The sequence below is a fragment of the Nonomuraea sp. NPDC050556 genome (genome assembly GCF_044457355.1).
Lineage (GTDB): Bacteria > Actinomycetota > Actinomycetes > Streptosporangiales > Streptosporangiaceae > Nonomuraea.
In genome coordinates this window covers 1-17,148 of sequence record NZ_JBITGU010000006.1, presented here as the reverse complement: position 1 = coordinate 17,148, position 17,148 = coordinate 1, and the positions used below count along the sequence as shown (strand labels likewise).

The following is a 17,148-nucleotide window of genomic DNA, read 5'->3' as shown; positions in this document are numbered from 1 at the left end:
ACTGTCGCTATGCAGTTCTCAAGAAGCTGTTCCTTCTCGGCCTGTAGGCCTTGACCCGGTCCGCGCCCCCGAGGAAGCGGGCCAGATCAACACCCTCAGGAAGAGACGGTCATGCAGCCCGCATCCGTTGCTGCTGCTCAGCCCGCTCGATCGCGTCCAGAATGTCCGCCGCCAGTGCGTAGAGCTGGTCGACGGTCCCGTGCAGCGTCGTTTTCAACACACCGACTTCGATGCGCCGGGACGAGGGGAAAATCTCGATGCCACGGATGTGCCTGACCGGTACGTACAGGCCGGGGAACCAGTGCTGCGAGCGGTTGGGGGTGGTCTGACGAGTGCTCATCGCTTCACCTCTCGGACTGTGTTGTCGTTACCGTGAGCTGATTTGGTATGCCAACTCATGTCACTGAACATGCCAGCATTTGGCATGCCAAGTCAAGTACTCTTGGCCTAACAAGTTTTTTCGCGCACGCGAGGAAGGACGGGTGGAGGCATGTCGGAACCGACTCACATGTACGAGCGAGTGGCGGGTGCCCTGCGTGACCGGATCGTCAGCGGATCCCTGGAATGGGGTCAGAGGCTCCCTACGCAGGAGCAGATCGTCGAGGACTTCGAGGTTTCCCGAGCCGTGGCGCGGCGAGCACTGGACATCCTCGAAGCCGAGGGGCTCATTGACCGGGTGCGCGGCGGCGGCGCGTTCGTCCGGCGATACCAGCCGATGATCCGCCGGTCTGCCCAGCACTACCGCTCGGACCCGGGCGCCCCGTTTGCCGAGGAAGCGCTGGCCAGCGAGAGAATCCCGCGCTACTCACACGAAACGCACGCCGAGCGCGCCAGTCTCGACATCGCCCGACGCCTCAACATCGCGGTTGGAGGTGAGGTGATGCGCACGCACTATGTGTCGTTCGCAAACGATGAGCCCGTGATGATCGTCAACTCGTTCGAGCCTCTCGCCATCACAGGTGGCACACCGATCGAACTCCCCGAGCAGGGTCCGCTACCAGGGGCCGGGATCATTGATCGCTTCACCTTTATCGGCAAGAGGCCCACGGCCGTCGTCGAACGACTTCGCGCCCGCATGCCTCGCCCCTCCGAGCTCGAACAGCTCAAGTTGCGCCCTGGCACCCCGGTTGTGGTGATCATGCGAACCGCGTACTTCGGAGACACCCCGCTCGAAACGGCTGACCTGCTGCTCTCATCCGACCGGTACGAACTCGAATACGCCACGCGGGTGGATCCGCTCACAGAGTCGGACAAGTAGCACGCCTAGACCCAGACAGGCCGGGTATATCGCCCCACATGGCGAGGTGCCCGGCCTTACATATTGGCGCTTTCACTTGCACGCCGTTCGCGCTCGTTCGCTTGCCGCACGTAGCCCACTGGCTACACAAGTCTCCCTTGCCGCGCTCCCACATCAGTGAGAATGATAACTATTGTCGTTCGATCGGCTCACTCGAAAGGGATCACACATGTCACTCGACGTCCCCCCGGCCCTACTCGAACGTGCCCGCGCCGGCGAGGTCGACAACGAAGAGTTCGTGGCCTGCATCAAGTCCTCCCTGCCCTACGCGTGGGAACTAGTGGAGGAACTCGTTGCCAGGACCCGTGAGACAGGAGCAACTTTCGCGGACAACCGGACTGCCCCACCGGACGATGCGGCTCAGGGCCAACTCCTCCGAGCCATGTCCAGCGACTCCATGCGTGCCGCCATGGAAGAACACTTCGGCGTGCGCATCGCCTTCCAGAATTGCCACCGAGTCGCCGTCTTCACTTCAAGCGCAAGCGAAGAGCAGTACCGAACGTTCAAGTCACGCCGAGCACAGCTCCTCAACCAGTCGCCTGAGCTCGTGAACTGCTAAGCCTCAACAGCTACGGGGGCCTGTTCGATCCGATCAGGATCGCACAGGCCTGTGGCGTTCTCTCATCAGTTCGTCGTGCAGACTGGGGGTTAGGAAGGGAGTTCGCTGATGCTCCAATCACTATTACTGACGGCGCTGGGCGGCGTTCTGGCAATCTCAGGAACCCTTCTGGGTCAGCGCTTTCAGGCACGCACCATTCAGCGAATGCGGGCAGCGGACTACGCGCGAGAGGATCGCTTCCGTCTTCATAAAGAGCGCCTGGACGCCTACAGCGCCTTCCATATCAAGTTCGGCTTAGCTCGGGCCATAATGACTTCCGATGGGTTTCGACAGGGAGAGCCAAGCACCCCAGCGCAAGCACGGCAGGCGCGAAATGAAGCTTGGCAGGCTTTCGTGGCCGTTAGACTCATAGGATCACCCGAAACAGTCCGCACCGCTCGTGAACTGATGCATGAACTCACGGCGATCGCCTGGGGCGAAAAGACCTACGAGCCGGATCGTTGGAGCGCTTTCGCGGTGTCCTTCAGGACTGCCGCGCGGCGGGACGTGGTTGGTGATGACGAAGCGCTCCTACCGGAGATTGATGGTCGAAGCGAATGGGAGCTCCGTAGACAAAAGTCATCTACGTCTAAACCCCAGCCACTGATAGATTCGTAACAGCGCCCCTGACGGATTAACACCTACTGGCAGGGCGAATAGTCGAGCTCCCCTTGCCATGCCCCTCTTTAGCTTCGAACCCAGCCCTGCGCTACGTCTGTTGATGTCCACCACGAAACGAAATTGGAGTCCACAGAGTCCACTCTCCATCGCATCGACAGGGCATCAAAGAATGCGTCACATCCGGTTCTACCGCCCTTTGGCTCTCCAATGTATATGAGTCGCTTCCCACCGGCTTCCTCGAACGACGTCAGCGCTTCGTACGCCATCTGGTTGCCCCAGCCAGGCGGCCAGCATAGGAACAGCACACAACCCGTTGACCGGGAGCGCCTTACAAATCCATCAAGAACATCCACGGGGTGCCAAATATCAGCCTGCCCAATCGCTCCAGGGAACGAGACATTCTCGGTCTTGTCCGGCGGTTCCAGATCGTACGCCGCTACAGCTACACCGGTGCGAGACAGCTGCGCGGCCCAGTATCCCCGACCCGCACCCACCTCGATGACAGGAAGACCGGCGCAGAAGGTGGATACCCATTCAATGGTCTGCGGGGACGGTATGGCGTAGGCGTACGTTGCCTGAAGGATCATCTGTGCAAAGGCAAGTCGCGTACTTCCCTCTGCCCGGCCGCCATTCACCACGCGACGACCATCGTGCTCGAACACAACGGGTTCAACGATGTCCCAATATGGGTTCGGGCTCACGGCCATCCCGCCGGTCATATGGTGCACAAACCGCAAGTCGAACGTCGCATCCAATTGATCGTCACCGGTTCCCGATAGGCTTTCCGTCCTATCCAGGTATTCAGCCACTTTGGGATACTCGACCTGGAGGCGCTGTTCGTCCTGCAGCAACGCAGTAAGTTCCTGCCATCGCTGTGCCGTCATGGTCACCTGTGCCATGCATCAAGCTTCTCGCATCCTGCCCGATTACGCCACGCCTTCTGCGTCGACATCTCCAGGAACGATGTGCCATCCATCAAACGTTCATCGTTTACCTATGGCAATTGCGCACCCTATGACGCATGATGGCGGGAGGCATCAAACGTTTGGTGTTCAACTCCTCGCAGCTCTAGCCCGAAAAGGGACAAGGCGGGACCAGATGAAGCATGCTGACCGGCTCGGCTTCCGGGAGATCGCGAATCAGATCAGACAGGAAATTGTGGTAGGGCAGTACCCGTCGGCGTCGTTCCTACCGCCAGAACCGGAGCTGGGACAGCGTTTCGGCGCGTCTCGCAGCCTCGTCAACCGTGCAATGCAGATACTCGCCGCCGAAGGGCTGGTGCGACCGCGACAGGGCAGGGGCACCATGGTGACGTGGATTCCACCCTTAACTCACTCCCCCGCGCGATTCTTCCAGGCGACCCGCGAAGGTGGTACCGCTCGCAGAGCGTTTGACGCAGAGATCCGGGCGATTGGGCTTGAGCCGCAGCATGAGATCACGACGGAGCACGCGATTCCGCCTGCGAATGTCGCTCAGGCACTGGGCTTGCCCGAAGGTGAGGCCAACTGCCTAGTTAGCCGCCAGCGCCTTCTGGCGTCGGGTATCCCTGTGCGGCTGAGCGCGTCGTGGTTCCCGCTGTCGATCGCCGACGGAACCGTTCTAGAGGAGGCGGGACTGGTCATCGTGGGCGGCATCAAGTCGGCGCTCGCGGACCTCGGATACCCCCAGACGGAAGCCTTCGAGCGGTTCACCGTCCGGCAGCCGACGGACCGCGAAGCCAACCGGCTGGAGATCAGCCCGGACCGGACCGTGCTCGACATCTTCCACGTGGGCCGCACTGACGACGGCACCGCCGTCGAGGTCACCACCACCGTCACCCCGGCCCACTACCTGATCGTCGAGAGCTCGTTCCCGCTCGCGTAATCGCTTCGGGCCTGGCGATGTCGTCGCTTTCGAAATGTCCGGCGCGTACGCGTGAAACATCTCTCACTACGACTTCCTGATGCACCCCAAGCCGGAGTTCCACTAACTGAGCGCATAGACCGCCCGGCTTGTGATGCAGATCCGCCCGCTCCGGAGTTACGGTGCGTTCATGACGCTGCGGCTGCTGTGGAATCCGCTACCCGATGCGTGGCCAGCAGAAGAACGCGAGCGACCGCGTGGATGGCGCGGTCTGCTTGCCTGGCTGCGCACCACACCCACCCCGGAGACCGACCTCGCATTCGAGCGGCGTATGCGCCGGGCCGCAACGCAAGCCCTCGTGTGCGAGGCATATAGGCAGATCTTTGCCGAGCAAGACACCGAGCACCGGCGGCCGACCGAGTTTGCCCTAGCAGTCAAAACGCGGCTGACCGCCTTCCTGACGAGTCGAACCGTGGAGGTAGACGGGTGGTCGGAGATCACCATCGCCGACATTGATCCTGAGCTCGCCTGGAGCCTGTACGCGGCGATCGATCGCGACAGAACGGCGACGATCGCTCAAGCGAACGCCACTCATAACCGTCCACGCCCAGGTGCCGACACGTCGACTGTGGCCTATGAGTTCTCGATCACATCAGGAGACGAGGACTTGCTCGGGGTCGTCCAGTACCAGACCTGCGACGCGTGTGGAATCGGCCTTCTCAGAAAAATCAGCTTCTCTCTTGAGTGGCAATACTGCGGGCTCGGCACATTCGCGCTGCGTCAGTTGGAGACCCGTCACCCGCACCTGACCTGGTACACCACCGGTCAGTATTCACACGTCAAGCGCTTCTATGAACGCTACCGTCAAGGCAGCACAAGCCCTTGGGCGGAGAGGCAAAATCCCTGCCCGCACTTCTAGAAGATCGTGAGCTCCACCCCGCCCATGGATCACGATCAGGCTCGCGCTCGGCTCACCGAGCTCGGCGAACACACCTTCGGCAGACGAAGAGCTGGGTCATGTTTGATGCCCCTTGGCCAAGGAGAGTGCGTATGGACCTGACGGTGATGAGTCAAAACGTCAAGTACGGGGCGGGGGCCGATGGTCGCTGGGGACAGCTTGCCAAGCACATACGCTCGATCGGACCGGCGCCTACAGGTCGGGCGGGCTTGCTGCGAGTCGACCAGTTGCATGTGACGCCAGCACTGCGTCCTGCAATCACTGGGTATGAACGGGTCGACCCTGGCCTAGGCATTAACGACCACTTCGGACTTGTGGCCACGCTCGACCTCTCCCGAACGGATCGGACTCGTCTTCGTACCTACATCTAGTGGGATTGGTCAGCGTCTCGGCCGGATAGCTCCGAAGAATCCGGCCACGTATCGGGGTCTGGCTCATTTGATTGGTTCGGGTCACGGTGGAGGATGTGAAGCCTGTCTCGATGGTGGTGGCTGCGGTCGGTGTGGTGTTGGTGGCGGGGATCGTCTGGGTGCTGGGTCCGGGGGCGCGTTGGGTGCTGGAGCACATAGACGGGGTGACGATCGGCGGGCCGGCGGGGTTGGTCGGCAAGGACCTGGCGGCGGCCCTGGACGCGGTCCGCGGCCGGGTGCTGGCCGTAGCGACCGGGTTGGCCGCGCTGGTCGCGGTGTACTACACCGCGCGCAACGCCGACACCGCCCGGCGCACCTTCCAGCTCGGCGAGCGCGGCCATGTGACCGACCGGTACGGCAAGGCCGTGGAGCAGCTCGGCAGCGCCCAGGCCCCGGTCCGGCTGGGCGGCCTGTATGCGCTCGACCAGTTGGGTCAGGACAATCCCAGCCCGGCGCTGCGGCAGACCATCGTGGACGTGATCTGCGCGTATCTGAGGATGCCGTACACCCCGCCCCTAGACCAGACCGGACAGTCAGAGCCCGCCGAGCCGGGCGCTGTCGACAGCGGCGTCTCCGCGCCGGTGGCAAGAGACCCTCACGAGGAGCGCCAGGTTCGGCTGACCGCTCAGCGCGTCCTCACCGCCCACCTGCGCTACGAGGACCCGCCCGCCCACCGCTGGTGGCAGCCCAGCACCGCCGACCCCAACGCCCGCCACTGGACCGACGTCCGCCTCGACCTCACCGGCGCCACCCTGCTCGACTTCGACCTGAACCGCTGCCGTGTCGGCGACGCCGGGTTCGACAAGGCGACCTTCTCCGGCGACGCCGTGTTCGATGGGGCGACCTTCACCGGCCACGCCAGGTTCGACAAGGCGACCTTCACCGGCGACGCCTGGTTCGGCGAGGCGACCTTCTCCAGCGTCGCCTGGTTCGACAAGGCGACCTTCACCGGCCAGGCCGGGTTCGGCAAGGTGACCTTCACCCGCGAGGCCCGGTTCGGCAAGGTCACCTTCACCGGCGACGCCAGGTTCACCAAGGCGACCTTCTCCAGCGTCGCCATATTCGACAAGGCGACCTTCACCCGCAACACCGACTTCGGCAAGGTGACCTTCACCCGCGACGCCTGGTTCGGCGAGGCGACCTTCACCCGCGACGCCGGGTTCGGCGAGGCGACCTTCACCGGCGACGTCTGGTTCGGCAAGGCGACCTTCACCGGCCACGCCAGGTTCGACATGGCGACCTTCACCGGCCACGCCAGGTTCGACAAGGTCACCTTCACCCGCGGCGCCATGTTCGATGGGGCGACCTTCACCCGCGACGCCGGGTTCCGCGAGGCGACCTTCACCCGCGTCGCCGGGTTCGGCAAGGCGACCTTCACCGGCCACGCCAGGTTCGACATGGCGACCTTCACCGGCGACACCTGGTTCAGCCAGGCGAAGGGGCTGGAGGCGGCGCTGCTGGTGGGCGTGCGGGTGACGCCGGCGGCCGCGGGCGTGCGGTGGGTGTGGCCGCCGTGCTGGCGGGTGGAGGCGGATGCGGACGGGTGGCGGACGCTGCGCCTGGCGGAGCCCGAGCCGGGCAGTACGGCGGGCGGCGAGAAGGAGGGGCCGACCGGAGCGGCGGAGGGTTGACATAAGGCTCCATACCGGGCGCCGCCACGTGCGCAAACGCTTTGGTGATCGTTATCGCGCCGGACTTATCCCGCCATGTTCGAGCCGGATCTCCCCTCGGCGCGAAGCCCGGCGCCCCGTTTCCGCCAGAGTGCAGTGTCACCCCGGATAGGGATCGGCGGCCAAATAGCGCTGAAGACGCCGGCCAGATAACGGGGTCTGGCGCACTTGATGGGAGCGATCACGTTGAGTGATCAGTCAGCAGGACCATATTCAAAACAAGGGCTCACCGAATGGAGGACAGTCCCGGCCCCTGTGCCGGGGATGGCGTCAACCGTGCAAGAGTGCAGGGCGATCTCCATCGACACCCCCACGTGCGTGGGGAGACCTGGCCTTTCGCCAAGGAGGGTTCAGTGACGATGGCACACCCCTGCGTGCGTAGGGAGGCATGAACGCCCCCACAGCTCCATCATGAGCTGTCACGGGCGCACGTGCAGACGTTTCTCCCCTAGATGGGGAGCCTCTGAGGTCGGCTACGCCAGACTGAATGGGAGCTCGCGTCCATCTCTCTTGGAAGGTTTGCCCGTTGGATTCCCAGCACCTCCACTCCGTCAGTGTCGCGGGCGTAGTCATCGACGGCCGGGGGCGGGCGCTCCTGACTCAGCGCCGGGACAACGGCCACTGGGAAGCGCCGGGCGGCATCCTGGAACTCGACGAAGACATCGTCTCTGGGCTCATCCGCGAGATAAGGGAAGAGACCGGCTTGCAGGTCGAGCCGCTCTCCCTGTCCGGGGTCTACAAGAACATGGCTCGCAGCATCGTGGCTCTCGTTTTCCGATGCAGGGTGGTTGGCGGGGAACTGGCCGAGACCGACGAAGCCCGAGCCTTTTGCTGGGTCACGGCTGGCGAGGTCCAGTCCTTGGCTTCTGAGGCGTTCGCAGTTCGCGTTCTTGATGCGCTCGAAAGCAGCGGCGTGCCGGCCGTCCGCCAGCATGACGGCGCGCGCCTGCTTCAAGACGGATACGAAAGGTAGCGGTGCAACCGCACAGTATCGAGAGCCACAATCGGGGGTCGGGCCCGCTCCGACTAACGCGGGCTTGCAGGCTGTCCTGGTAACCAGGGCGGTAACCAAGACGCGCAGCCATAGGTGTATTCGGGTAGGACGCCGTGAGACATCTTTGCTACCTATATGCAGCTAGGGCGGCGTTGAGCAGTCCGGGTGATCTACCCGAGATCAAGGACAGCTTGCTCATAACCCAGAGGTCGCAGGTTCAAATCCTGCCCCCGCTACCAAAAGAGACCGCCCTTCTGGACCTTGTCCAGGAGGGCGTTTTCGTGTTTCTGACGCCCCCGGCTAGTCGTAGTAGATCTCGAAGGGGTCGTCGAGGTTGAGGGGTTCTGTTGCGGCGAGGGTGAGCTGTACCCACGCGCCAGGACGGAGCCCCGGAATGTTGTCCAGAGGGTCTGGGGCGGCGTGGAGGAGCTGGTAGATGGCCCGGTTGACGTCGTGCACGTCGCTTGCGGCGTCCTTCTCGGTGTCGTCTGGCCACACGCGCAGGTAGGCGGCTCGGCCGGCGGCCATCAGGGCCTCGCGGTCGGTGATCACGAAGTCGTGGCGTCTCAGGACGGCGAGTCCCTCGGTGGGTTCGGCGGGGGCGGCGGGCTCTTCCTCGCACGTGAACTGGGGGAAGGTGCCGGTCAGGTCGAACTGGGCGTCGGCGAACCGGCCGGCGGCCTCCGCCAGCGCGTCGTTGAGGGCGAAGATTTCCGGCGGGTTCAGGGGTTCGCTCAATGCGTTCGCGTGCCGTACCACCACCGCCGCCAATTCTTCCGCCGCGTCGCGCAGCCGCTTCGTGTCCATTCGCGGACTCCTTCATTGTGCGCGGGACGGTCTTCCTGCCAGGGTTGGGGCACGATCTTCACCCCCCAAGACAAGGTCTCACGAATGAGCAAGATCCCCCGCGCCCTCCTGGCCCTCTCGCTCTCCCTCGCTGCCGCCCTGGTCGCGGCGCCTCCGGCGGAGGCTGCCACCAGGTTCACCCCCGGCGCCCCCGGTGGCGGTGATCCGTACTTTCCCGATATGGGCAACGGCGGCTACGACGTGGCGCACTACGACGTCGAGCTGAAATACGACCCCGCGACGAAGGCCATCGACGCCACCACCAAGATCCAGGCCGTCGCCACCCAGAACCTGTCCAGGTTCAACCTCGACTTCCTGGGCCCGCTGCAGATCAGTGCGGTGACCGTGAACGGTCGCCCGGCCGAGTACGCGCGGACCGGCGCCCAGGAGCTGGAGATCACCCCGCCGTGGGGTCTGTGGAGAGGGGCGCCGTTCCAGGTGTCCGTCTCTTATGCGGGTGTTCCGCAGACCGTCGACGACGATGCGCTCGGCATCTCCGGTTGGATCCCGACGAGCGACGGCGGGCTGATGTTGAACCAGCCGTTCGGCGCAGCGACCGTTTACCCGGTCAACGACAGCCCGAAGGACAAGGCGACCTACACCTTCTCGATCACCGCGCCCGAGGGGCTGACGTCGCTCGCCAACGGCGAACCGGCCGGTACCAGGACCAAGGACGGCTGGACCACGGCGCGCTGGCGGATGCGCCAGCCGATGGCGAGCGAGCTGTCAGTGATCGCCATCGGCAAGTTCACGGTGACGGACGGCGTGACGCCGGGCGGCGTGCGCAACATCACCGCGATCGACACGGCGCTGGACACCGCGTCCGGGCAGGACGCCGACTTCCAGAACCGCACCGGCGCGGTCACGGACTGGCTGGCGGCCACGTATGGGCGTTATCCGTTCGGTTCGACGGGCGGCATCGTGGATGACGCGCACGTGTCCTATGCGCTGGAGACGCAGGGGCGTCCGGTTTATGACCGGTACGGCCGGCCGGGGCGGAACCCGAGCGACGGGCTGCTGGCGCACGAGCTGGGTCACCAGTGGTTCGGCGACAGCGTGACGCCGGCGCGGTGGTCCGACATCTGGCTGAACGAGGGGTTCGCGACGTACACGGAGTGGCTGTACACGGAGCACGCCGGTGGGGCGACCGCGCAGGCGAGCTTCGACGAGGCGTACGCGACGGACGCCGGCGACGACCTGTGGAAGGGCAAGGTCGCCGATCCTGGGCGTGACCACATCTTCGACGGGCTGGTCTACGACCGCGGCGCGATGACCGTGCACATGATCCGCAAGACCATCGGGGACGACAAGTTCTTCAGGCTCGTCAAGCTGTGGCCGACGATCAACAAGTACGGCAACGCCTCGACGGAGGACTTCACCCGCTTCGTGAAGCGCTTCGGCGATGCCGCGCAGCTCGACGCCCTGTTCACCAAGTGGCTCTACACCGAGGGCAAACCAGCGCTCTAAACCTCCTTCCGGGCCTTGCGCGAGAAGAACACAGTGCGCCAAGGCCCGGAAAGCCCGACGAAACGCCGATGAGCTCAGGTGGCTCTGAAGATCAGGAGGTAGCGCCAGAAGAGGAGGCGGCGGAGGGTGTGGCCTGGTAGGAGCTGGTCGGCCGCCCTGCGGGTCTCGGGGAGGGTCATTTTCGGGGGTGTCACGGGGGCTGTCTCCTCGGGGGCTGGGCGGGTGGACAGCGCCAGGCGCATCAAAGCGTTGCAAGGAACGGCCAGCAGGCTGAGCAGGTAGTCCGACCTGGTGCTCTCCGGATAGCAGCCCAACACCACCAGGACGCCGCCGGGTGCCAAGGAGGCGCGCAGGCGGGTGACTGTTTCGAAGGGCATGTGGTGCAAGCTTGCGAGGCAGGAAATGTAGTCATAATGGGCCGCGGGTAGGTCCATCGACGCTGCGTCGCCTCGGAGGAAGCGGACCCCGGGACCTGCACCCGATGTCGCCGGGTCTATCGCGTCGACCTCCAACCCGCGCTCCGCCAATGTGCGGGCGAACCGGCCGGTCCCGCAGCCCACGTCCAGCGCCCGCCGAGCCCCCGACGGCACCTGCCTCAGCAGCAACCGGTGATAGTGGTCATTGTGGTTGAACGTCATAACGCGCCATCATGCCCCGCAATCGCGTGAATTCGGCGGGAGTCGTGTGCGGATCCCCGATCCTCGCCAGACATGCCTCGGCGATCTTCGGCAGCGGGTCCGTACGGCTGGCAGCAAGGAATGCGCGCACGAACGCCCCACGCCCGGCCCGCGCCACCAGATGCGGGACCTCGGCCACCGACATCGTGACGAACGTCGTCGCCACGTCGAGCGCCGGATCCCCGCCCCTGGCGTTGCACCAGTCGATCACCCGCGGCCCGTACGGCGTGAGCAGTACGTTGAGCGGGTGCAGATCCAGGTGCAGCACCTGCCCGTCGCCCAGCCACCCGGGCGCCGCGATCCCGTGCAACCGGGTGTGCAGCGCCGCGAGCTGCCTGCCGTACGCGCTGATCAGCCAGGGGCGGCGGGTCATGGCAGCGAACATGGTCGGCCCGTGCAGGCGCTCCATGACCAGGTCGGGGCCCGAGCAGTCGAAGATCTCCGGCGCCGGGTAGCCGGAGTCCCTGACGTACGTCATGACTCGCGCCTCGGCGTCGGCAGGCTCCCCCGAGCGGTAGCGCCGTAGTACGCGGTGTTCGTCGAGCGCGTAGATGTCGGCGGTCCTGCCGGTGCCGATGAGCTCCACCTTGCCCCCGTCCATGCCGAAGTGATTACATGATTACATGATCCTCGAATACATCAGGTACCGCGTGACCGACGCCGAGGAGTTCGAGGCGGCCTACCGGCGTGCGGTCGTGCCGCTCGGCCAGGCGCCCCAATGCCTCGACTACGACTTGTCCCGTTGTGTGGACGAACCCGAGTGCTACATCCTGCGCATCGAATGGACCTCCGCCAAGGGGCATATGGAGGGTTTCAGGAACAGCGACCACTTCGCTGCCTTCTTTGGAGAGATCAAGCCGTTCGTGTCGAACATCGAGGAGATGCGGCACTACGAGCAGATCATCAAGAAGACAGAACCGTCGTTGTTCGACTGGGCGGGTGGCGCCGAGGCGCTCGAACGGCTGACCGGCGTGTTCTACGGGCACGTCCTGAAGGACGACCTGATTGGTCCGCTCTTCGCGCACATGAACCCCGATCACCCCAAGTACGTGGCCATGTGGCTGGGTGAGGTGTTCGGCGGCCCTGACCGCTACACCCAGGAACGCGGCGGATACCCCCACATGCTCTCGCAACACCTCGGAAAGGCTCTTACCGAGCAGCAGCGGCGCAGGTGGGTGAACCTGCTCATGGACGCGGCCGACGAGGTGGAGCTCCCGGCGGACCCCGAGTTCCGCGCCGCGTTCGCCAGTTACATCGAGTGGGGCACCAGGCTGGCCGTGCACAACTCCCAGCCCGGCGCGACCCCGCCGACCAAGGCGCCGGTGCCGCACTGGGGCTGGGGGGTGGCTCCGCCGTACCAGGGATAGCCTTGACCTGGGGGTGAGGACGATGGCGCGCGGCAGGTTGCGCATCTACCTGGGCGCCGCCCCCGGCGTCGGCAAGACCTACGCGATGCTCGGCGAGGCCAGGCGCGCTGCCGAGCGCGGCAGGGACGTGGTCGTGGGGTTCGTCGAGACCCATGACCGCGCGCAGACGGCGGCGCTGCTCGACGGGCTGGAGATCGTCCCGCGGCGGAGCATGATCCACCGCGGTTCGGCCTTCACCGAGCTGGACACCGACGCGGTGATCGCCCGCCGCCCGGCGATCGCCCTGGTCGACGAGCTGGCACACACCAACGTGCCTGGTTCGCGCAACGCGAAACGCTGGCAGGACGTCGACGAGCTGCTCGACGCCGGGATCGACGTGGTCACCACGCTCAACGTGCAGCACCTGGAGTCGCTGAACGACGTGGTCCAGCAGATCACCGGCGTCACGCAGCGGGAAACCGTACCTGACGAGGTCGTACGGCGGGCCGAGCAGATCGAGCTCGTCGACATGTCGCCGGAAGCCCTGCGGCGCAGGATGGCGCACGGCAACATCTACGCCCCGGAGAAGGTCGACGCGGCCCTGTCCAACTACTTCCGCGTTGGCAACCTGACCGCTCTGCGGGAGCTTGCCCTGCTCTGGGTGGCGGGCAAGGTCGACGAGCAACTCGACCGATACCGCACCGACCACGACATCCAGGGCACCTGGGAGGCGCGCGAGCGCGTCGTGGTCGCCCTGACCGGCGGCCAGGAGGGCGACACCCTGGTACGGCGCGCCGCCCGCATCGCCGGCCGCAGCAAGGGCGCCGATCTGCTGGCCGTGCACGTGACCACGGCGGACGGCCTGGCCGGCGGCGATCCCGCGCACCTGGCGCGCCAGCGGGTCCTGGTCGAGAGCCTCGGCGGCACCTACCACCAGGTCGTGGGCGACGACATCCCGCGGGCGCTGCTCGATTTCGCCGGAGGCGTGAACGCGACGCAGCTGGTCGTCGGCGCCTCGCGGCGCGGCAGGCTCGCGCAGCTGCTGACCAGGGGCGTCGGCGTGACGACCGCCGCGCTGTCCGAATCGATCGACGTGCACATGGTCACGCACGAGGCGGTCATGCGGCCACGCCGCCCCCGAGCAGGGGCGGCGCTGACGCGTGGGCGCAGGGTGGCCGGGTGGGTGATGGCGTTCGCGGCGGTGCCCGCGCTGGCCGCCGCGATGGTCCCGGCGCGCGACTCGCTCACGCTGCCGATCGACATCCTGCTCTTCCTGCTCATGGTGGTGGTCGTGGCGCTGGTCGGCGGCATGTGGCCGGCCGTGACCTCGGCGGTGCTCGGGTTCCTGCTGCTCAACTGGTTCTTCACGCCGCCGCTGCACACGCTGACGATCGCCGAGCCGGAGAACCTCTTCGCCCTGCTGATCTTCGTGCTGGTCGCCGTCATGGTCAGCACAGTGGTCGACCTGGCGGCCCGCCGTACCCGGGAGGCCGCGCGGGCGCGGGCCGACGCCGAGGTCCTGTCCACGCTGGCCGGCCACGTGCTCAGGGGCGACTCGGCGCTGCCGTCGCTGCTGGGACGGCTCAGAGAGGTGTACGGCCTGGCCTCGGTCACGCTGCTCGAACGCGACGGCGACGGGTGGCAGATCGCCGGAATCGCGGGCGGGCCGCCGGCCACGAGTCCGGGAGGCGCGGACACCGACGTCGTGATCGACGACGAGCTGGTGCTGGCCGTACGGGGAAGGTTGCTGGACGCGGCCGACCGTCGGGTGCTCGAGGCGTTCGCCGCCGAGGCGGCTGTGGCGCTGCGCCAGCAGCGGCTGCGCGAGGAGGCCTCGCGGGCGCAGCCGCTGGCTGAGGCGGATCGGATGCGTACGGCGTTGCTCGCCGCAGTGAGCCACGATCTGCGCACACCGCTCGCGTCGGCGATGGCCGCGGTCGAGAGCCTGCGGAGCACCGATATCGAGTGGTCTGTCGAGGATCGGTGGGAACTGCTCGCTACCGCGGACGAGTCGCTGGCCAAGCTCGCTCGGCTGGTGGCGAACCTGCTGGACATGAGCCGACTGCAGGCGGGGGCGCTCGGGCTGGAGCTGCGACCGGCGACGCTGGCCGACGTCCTGCCGCACGACCTCGCCTTCACCGTCGAGGCTCCCGCCGATCTGCCCCCGTTCATGGCGGATCCGGCGCTGCTGGAGCGGGTGCTGGCCAACCTGGTGTCGAACGGCGTGCGCTACAGCCCGGTGGTGGTTACGGCGAGCGCACATGGTTCCCTGGTGGAGATCCGGGTCATCGACCGTGGTCCGGGCATTCCGGCCGAAGCGCACGAGCGGGTCTTCCTACCGTTCCAGCGGCTGGGCGATCGCGACAACCACACAGGAGTCGGGCTGGGCCTGGCGCTGTCGAGAGGGCTGACGGAGGCGATGGGCGGCACGTTGCTGCCCGAGGAGACGCCAGGAGGGGGACTGACCATGACCGTGTCGCTGCAGAGGGCGGCCGAGTGACCCGCGTGCTGGTCGTCGACGACGAGCCCCAGATCCTCCGGGCATTGCGTATCAACCTGGCCGCCCGCTCCTACGACGTCGCCGTCGCCCCTGACGGGGGCTCGGCGCTGCGTCAGGCCGCCGACTGGCACCCCGACCTGGTCATTCTCGACCTCGGGCTGCCTGACCTGGACGGCCTGGAGGTCATTCACGGGCTGCGCGGGTGGACGAGCGTCCCGATCATCGTGCTGACCGGGCGGGACGGCAGCGCCGTCGACGCGCTGGACGCGGGGGCTGACGACTACGTCAGCAAGCCGTTCCGCATCGACGAGCTGTTCGCCCGGATCCGCGCGGTGACCCGCAGAACTGCCGCGCACGAGGAGGACTCGACGCTCATCCAGGTGGGCGACCATGTCGTGGACCTGGCGAACAAGACGATTTCCGGCGGCGTACGGCTGACGCCGACCGAGTGGCACTTCCTCGAACTCCTGCTGCGCAACCCGGGCAAGCTGATCAGCCAGCGGCAACTGCTGGCGGAGGTGTGGGGGAGCGGCTACGAGAAGGAGACGCATTACCTGCGCCAGTACATGGCCCAGTTGCGGCGCAAGCTCGAACGGGACCCGGCGCACCCGGTTCAGCTGTTGACGGAAGCCGGGATGGGCTACCGCTTTCAGCCGTCAGTGTCTGGGTCGTCGGGGAAGTAGGTGCTCTCGTCAAGGATGTCGGGGTGCGCGTCGGTTTCGCGGGGATCCTCCTCGCGCACCCAGGCCTTGACGCTCCGGTCGGCCTCGTCGTCGATCTCGTCGATCCGGTGCCGCTCGGGGAACTTGTCCTGATACATCGCGATCGTCGACTCCTGGACGTCCTCGCCGAGATCGCTGCTCACTTCGTACGGTTGATCGGTCATCGCGTGGCCTTGCTGAACATGACCGCAGTCTTCTGCATGGCCCATCCGGCGAGGAGCAGCCCGAAGGCAGCCTGGACGATCCGTATCCACAGGGCGGTGGTGTCGATGGCGAAAATCACCACACCAAGCCACATCAGGCCGAATCCACCGACCAGGACGATGGCCGCCCAGTTCAACCCCCGTTGCCACATAAGCGCAGTCTTACAGGCGTTCCGCCAAGCCTGGGTATGCGCTCGGTCGCGGTCGGGTCAGCGCGGCAGCCTCCGCCCGGTGCCCACGCACCGGCGCAGGCGCATGCCCCTTGACCTGGGCGGTTGCACGCTGTGCTCCACGCAGGCGAGCAGCGCGGCCGCCGCTTTCGCATCGGCCAGGATGCGTTGTACGGCTTCGCCGTCCGCCGGCATCTGGCCGCGTTCCTCGAGCTCGTGCACGAGGAACATCAGGGGATCCTCGGCGCCGATCATGTCGGCGGCGACCGTGGCGCGGGCCGCGGTGAGCAGACGTAGGTAGTACGTCTGCAGCGCAGCCTCTCTCGTGCGCGCATGCTCCAGGTCGTCAAGGAGGGTCCTGGCGATACGCAGCAGGTCACCGGCGTGATTGCTCTCGTCGGCTATGGCGGCGCGGATGTCATCGAACTCCGAGCGGGTCATTGCGGACACCTCCAGGGGCGCAGTCTGCTCGTGTGTACTTCGTACCGGGGGGCGATTGCGGATGACTTGATGTCCACTTGCGGAGAGGGTGGGTTTGAGGGTCGAGAGGGCAGGGAAGAACGTACTGATTACCTGAGTGGCGCCTGGGTGGTCCAGGGGGCTGCTAGAGTTGCTCATGCAGGGCGGCCGGGAACGGCGCCCAGCGAATCCCACTTCTTCTTGGCTCATCCGGCTGGTTCGCACCTGTCCAAATGTGCTGGTAAGTTAGAGGGGTTGTCCCGGAAACGGGGCGGTCGAAATTCCCGCACAAATGTCCGGCAGCGTCAATTTGACACTGACCAGGCCGAATGCGAGAATAGAGACACAACGGAACGAAATGCCACCTG

The 17,148-nt window shown here is 65.8% G+C and carries 18 protein-coding genes; 10 read left to right on the top strand and 8 right to left on the bottom strand.

The features are described 5' to 3' along the window. Positions 1-109: 109 nt before the first annotated feature. Entirely contained in the window at positions 110-340 is a 231-nt protein-coding gene (locus ACIBG8_RS46775) for a hypothetical protein (protein WP_397349779.1), read from the bottom strand. Between the two features lie 150 nt (positions 341-490). Here ACIBG8_RS46775 and ACIBG8_RS46770 point away from each other — a divergent pair, with 150 nt between their 5' ends. Then, positions 491-1,258: a GntR family transcriptional regulator gene (locus tag ACIBG8_RS46770; protein ID WP_397349778.1), complete on the top strand. Its 768-nt coding sequence runs from the start codon at positions 491-493 to the stop codon at positions 1,256-1,258. 208 nt (positions 1,259-1,466) lie between these two features. Beyond that, positions 1,467-1,856: an SCO5389 family protein gene (locus tag ACIBG8_RS46765; RefSeq protein ID WP_397349776.1), complete on the top strand. Its 390-nt coding sequence runs from the start codon at positions 1,467-1,469 to the stop codon at positions 1,854-1,856. Between the two features lie 725 nt (positions 1,857-2,581). Here ACIBG8_RS46765 and ACIBG8_RS46760 read toward each other — a convergent pair. Then, positions 2,582-3,415, bottom strand: a complete 834-nt coding sequence (locus ACIBG8_RS46760) for a hypothetical protein (protein WP_397349775.1) — start codon at positions 3,413-3,415, stop codon at positions 2,582-2,584. 199 nt (positions 3,416-3,614) lie between these two features. On the opposite strand from ACIBG8_RS46760, the gene ACIBG8_RS46755 reads away from it, so the two are divergent. The 4 genes from ACIBG8_RS46755 (at position 3,615) to ACIBG8_RS46740 (ending at position 8,369) form a co-directional block, all read left to right on the top strand. Continuing rightward, positions 3,615-4,379 carry a GntR family transcriptional regulator gene (locus tag ACIBG8_RS46755; protein ID WP_397349774.1) on the top strand — a complete coding sequence of 255 codons (765 nt, stop codon included), beginning with the start codon at positions 3,615-3,617 and terminating at the stop codon, positions 4,377-4,379. 169 nt (positions 4,380-4,548) lie between these two features. Beyond that, entirely contained in the window at positions 4,549-5,277 is a 729-nt protein-coding gene (locus ACIBG8_RS46750) for a hypothetical protein (RefSeq protein WP_397349773.1), read from the top strand. Between the two features lie 505 nt (positions 5,278-5,782). Next, positions 5,783-7,357: a pentapeptide repeat-containing protein gene (locus ACIBG8_RS46745; RefSeq protein ID WP_397349772.1), complete on the top strand. Its 1,575-nt coding sequence runs from the start codon at positions 5,783-5,785 to the stop codon at positions 7,355-7,357. Positions 7,358-7,922: 565 nt separating this feature from the next. After that, positions 7,923-8,369: an NUDIX hydrolase gene (locus ACIBG8_RS46740; RefSeq protein WP_397349771.1), complete on the top strand. Its 447-nt coding sequence runs from the start codon at positions 7,923-7,925 to the stop codon at positions 8,367-8,369. Between the two features lie 321 nt (positions 8,370-8,690). On the opposite strand, the gene ACIBG8_RS46735 is transcribed toward ACIBG8_RS46740, so the two are convergent. Next, positions 8,691-9,197: a hypothetical protein gene (locus ACIBG8_RS46735; protein ID WP_397349770.1), complete on the bottom strand. Its 507-nt coding sequence runs from the start codon at positions 9,195-9,197 to the stop codon at positions 8,691-8,693. An 84-nt stretch (positions 9,198-9,281) separates the two neighbouring features. On the opposite strand from ACIBG8_RS46735, the gene ACIBG8_RS46730 reads away from it, so the two are divergent. Next, positions 9,282-10,703, top strand: coding sequence for a M1 family metallopeptidase (locus ACIBG8_RS46730; protein WP_397349769.1), 1,422 nt, complete (start codon positions 9,282-9,284; stop codon positions 10,701-10,703). Between the two features lie 74 nt (positions 10,704-10,777). On the opposite strand, the gene ACIBG8_RS46725 is transcribed toward ACIBG8_RS46730, so the two are convergent. Together ACIBG8_RS46725 and ACIBG8_RS46720 are read right to left on the bottom strand one after the other, a co-directional pair. After that, on the bottom strand, positions 10,778-11,341 hold the full coding sequence (locus ACIBG8_RS46725) for a class I SAM-dependent methyltransferase (RefSeq protein ID WP_397349768.1): 564 nt from the start codon (positions 11,339-11,341) through the stop codon (positions 10,778-10,780). Beyond that, entirely contained in the window at positions 11,322-11,981 is a 660-nt protein-coding gene (locus ACIBG8_RS46720; protein ID WP_397349767.1) for a phosphotransferase, read from the bottom strand. Before ACIBG8_RS46720 ends, ACIBG8_RS46725 begins: the two co-directional genes overlap by 20 nt. Positions 11,982-12,003: 22 nt before the next feature. Between ACIBG8_RS46720 and ACIBG8_RS46715 the strand changes: the two genes are divergently transcribed. Genes ACIBG8_RS46715 through ACIBG8_RS46705 form a run of 3 tightly spaced genes read left to right on the top strand, consistent with a single transcriptional unit; the run spans position 12,004 to position 15,909 of the window. Next, positions 12,004-12,747 (top strand): group II truncated hemoglobin, encoded by a 744-nt coding sequence (locus ACIBG8_RS46715; RefSeq protein ID WP_397349766.1) that lies wholly within the window; start codon positions 12,004-12,006, stop codon positions 12,745-12,747. Between the two features lie 22 nt (positions 12,748-12,769). Beyond that, the gene (locus ACIBG8_RS46710; RefSeq protein ID WP_397349765.1) at positions 12,770-15,226 is read left to right on the top strand and encodes a DUF4118 domain-containing protein; all 2,457 of its coding nucleotides are present in this window, start codon (positions 12,770-12,772) and stop codon (positions 15,224-15,226) included. After that, complete coding sequence (locus ACIBG8_RS46705) at positions 15,223-15,909, top strand: response regulator (protein ID WP_397349764.1); 687 nt, start codon at positions 15,223-15,225, stop codon at positions 15,907-15,909. Before ACIBG8_RS46710 ends, ACIBG8_RS46705 begins: the two co-directional genes overlap by 4 nt. On the opposite strand, the gene ACIBG8_RS46700 is transcribed toward ACIBG8_RS46705, so the two are convergent. From ACIBG8_RS46700 to ACIBG8_RS46690, 3 genes are read right to left on the bottom strand one after another with little or no spacing between them, the layout of a single operon-like run. Continuing rightward, positions 15,876-16,112: a hypothetical protein gene (locus ACIBG8_RS46700; protein ID WP_397349763.1), complete on the bottom strand. Its 237-nt coding sequence runs from the start codon at positions 16,110-16,112 to the stop codon at positions 15,876-15,878. The two genes, ACIBG8_RS46705 and ACIBG8_RS46700, sit on opposite strands and share 34 nt — an antisense overlap. Beyond that, complete coding sequence (locus ACIBG8_RS46695; protein ID WP_397349762.1) at positions 16,109-16,303, bottom strand: hypothetical protein; 195 nt, start codon at positions 16,301-16,303, stop codon at positions 16,109-16,111. Before ACIBG8_RS46695 ends, ACIBG8_RS46700 begins: the two co-directional genes overlap by 4 nt. 57 nt (positions 16,304-16,360) lie before the next feature. Continuing rightward, positions 16,361-16,762, bottom strand: coding sequence for a hypothetical protein (locus tag ACIBG8_RS46690; RefSeq protein ID WP_397349761.1), 402 nt, complete (start codon positions 16,760-16,762; stop codon positions 16,361-16,363). Between the last annotated feature and the right edge of the window lie 386 nt (positions 16,763-17,148).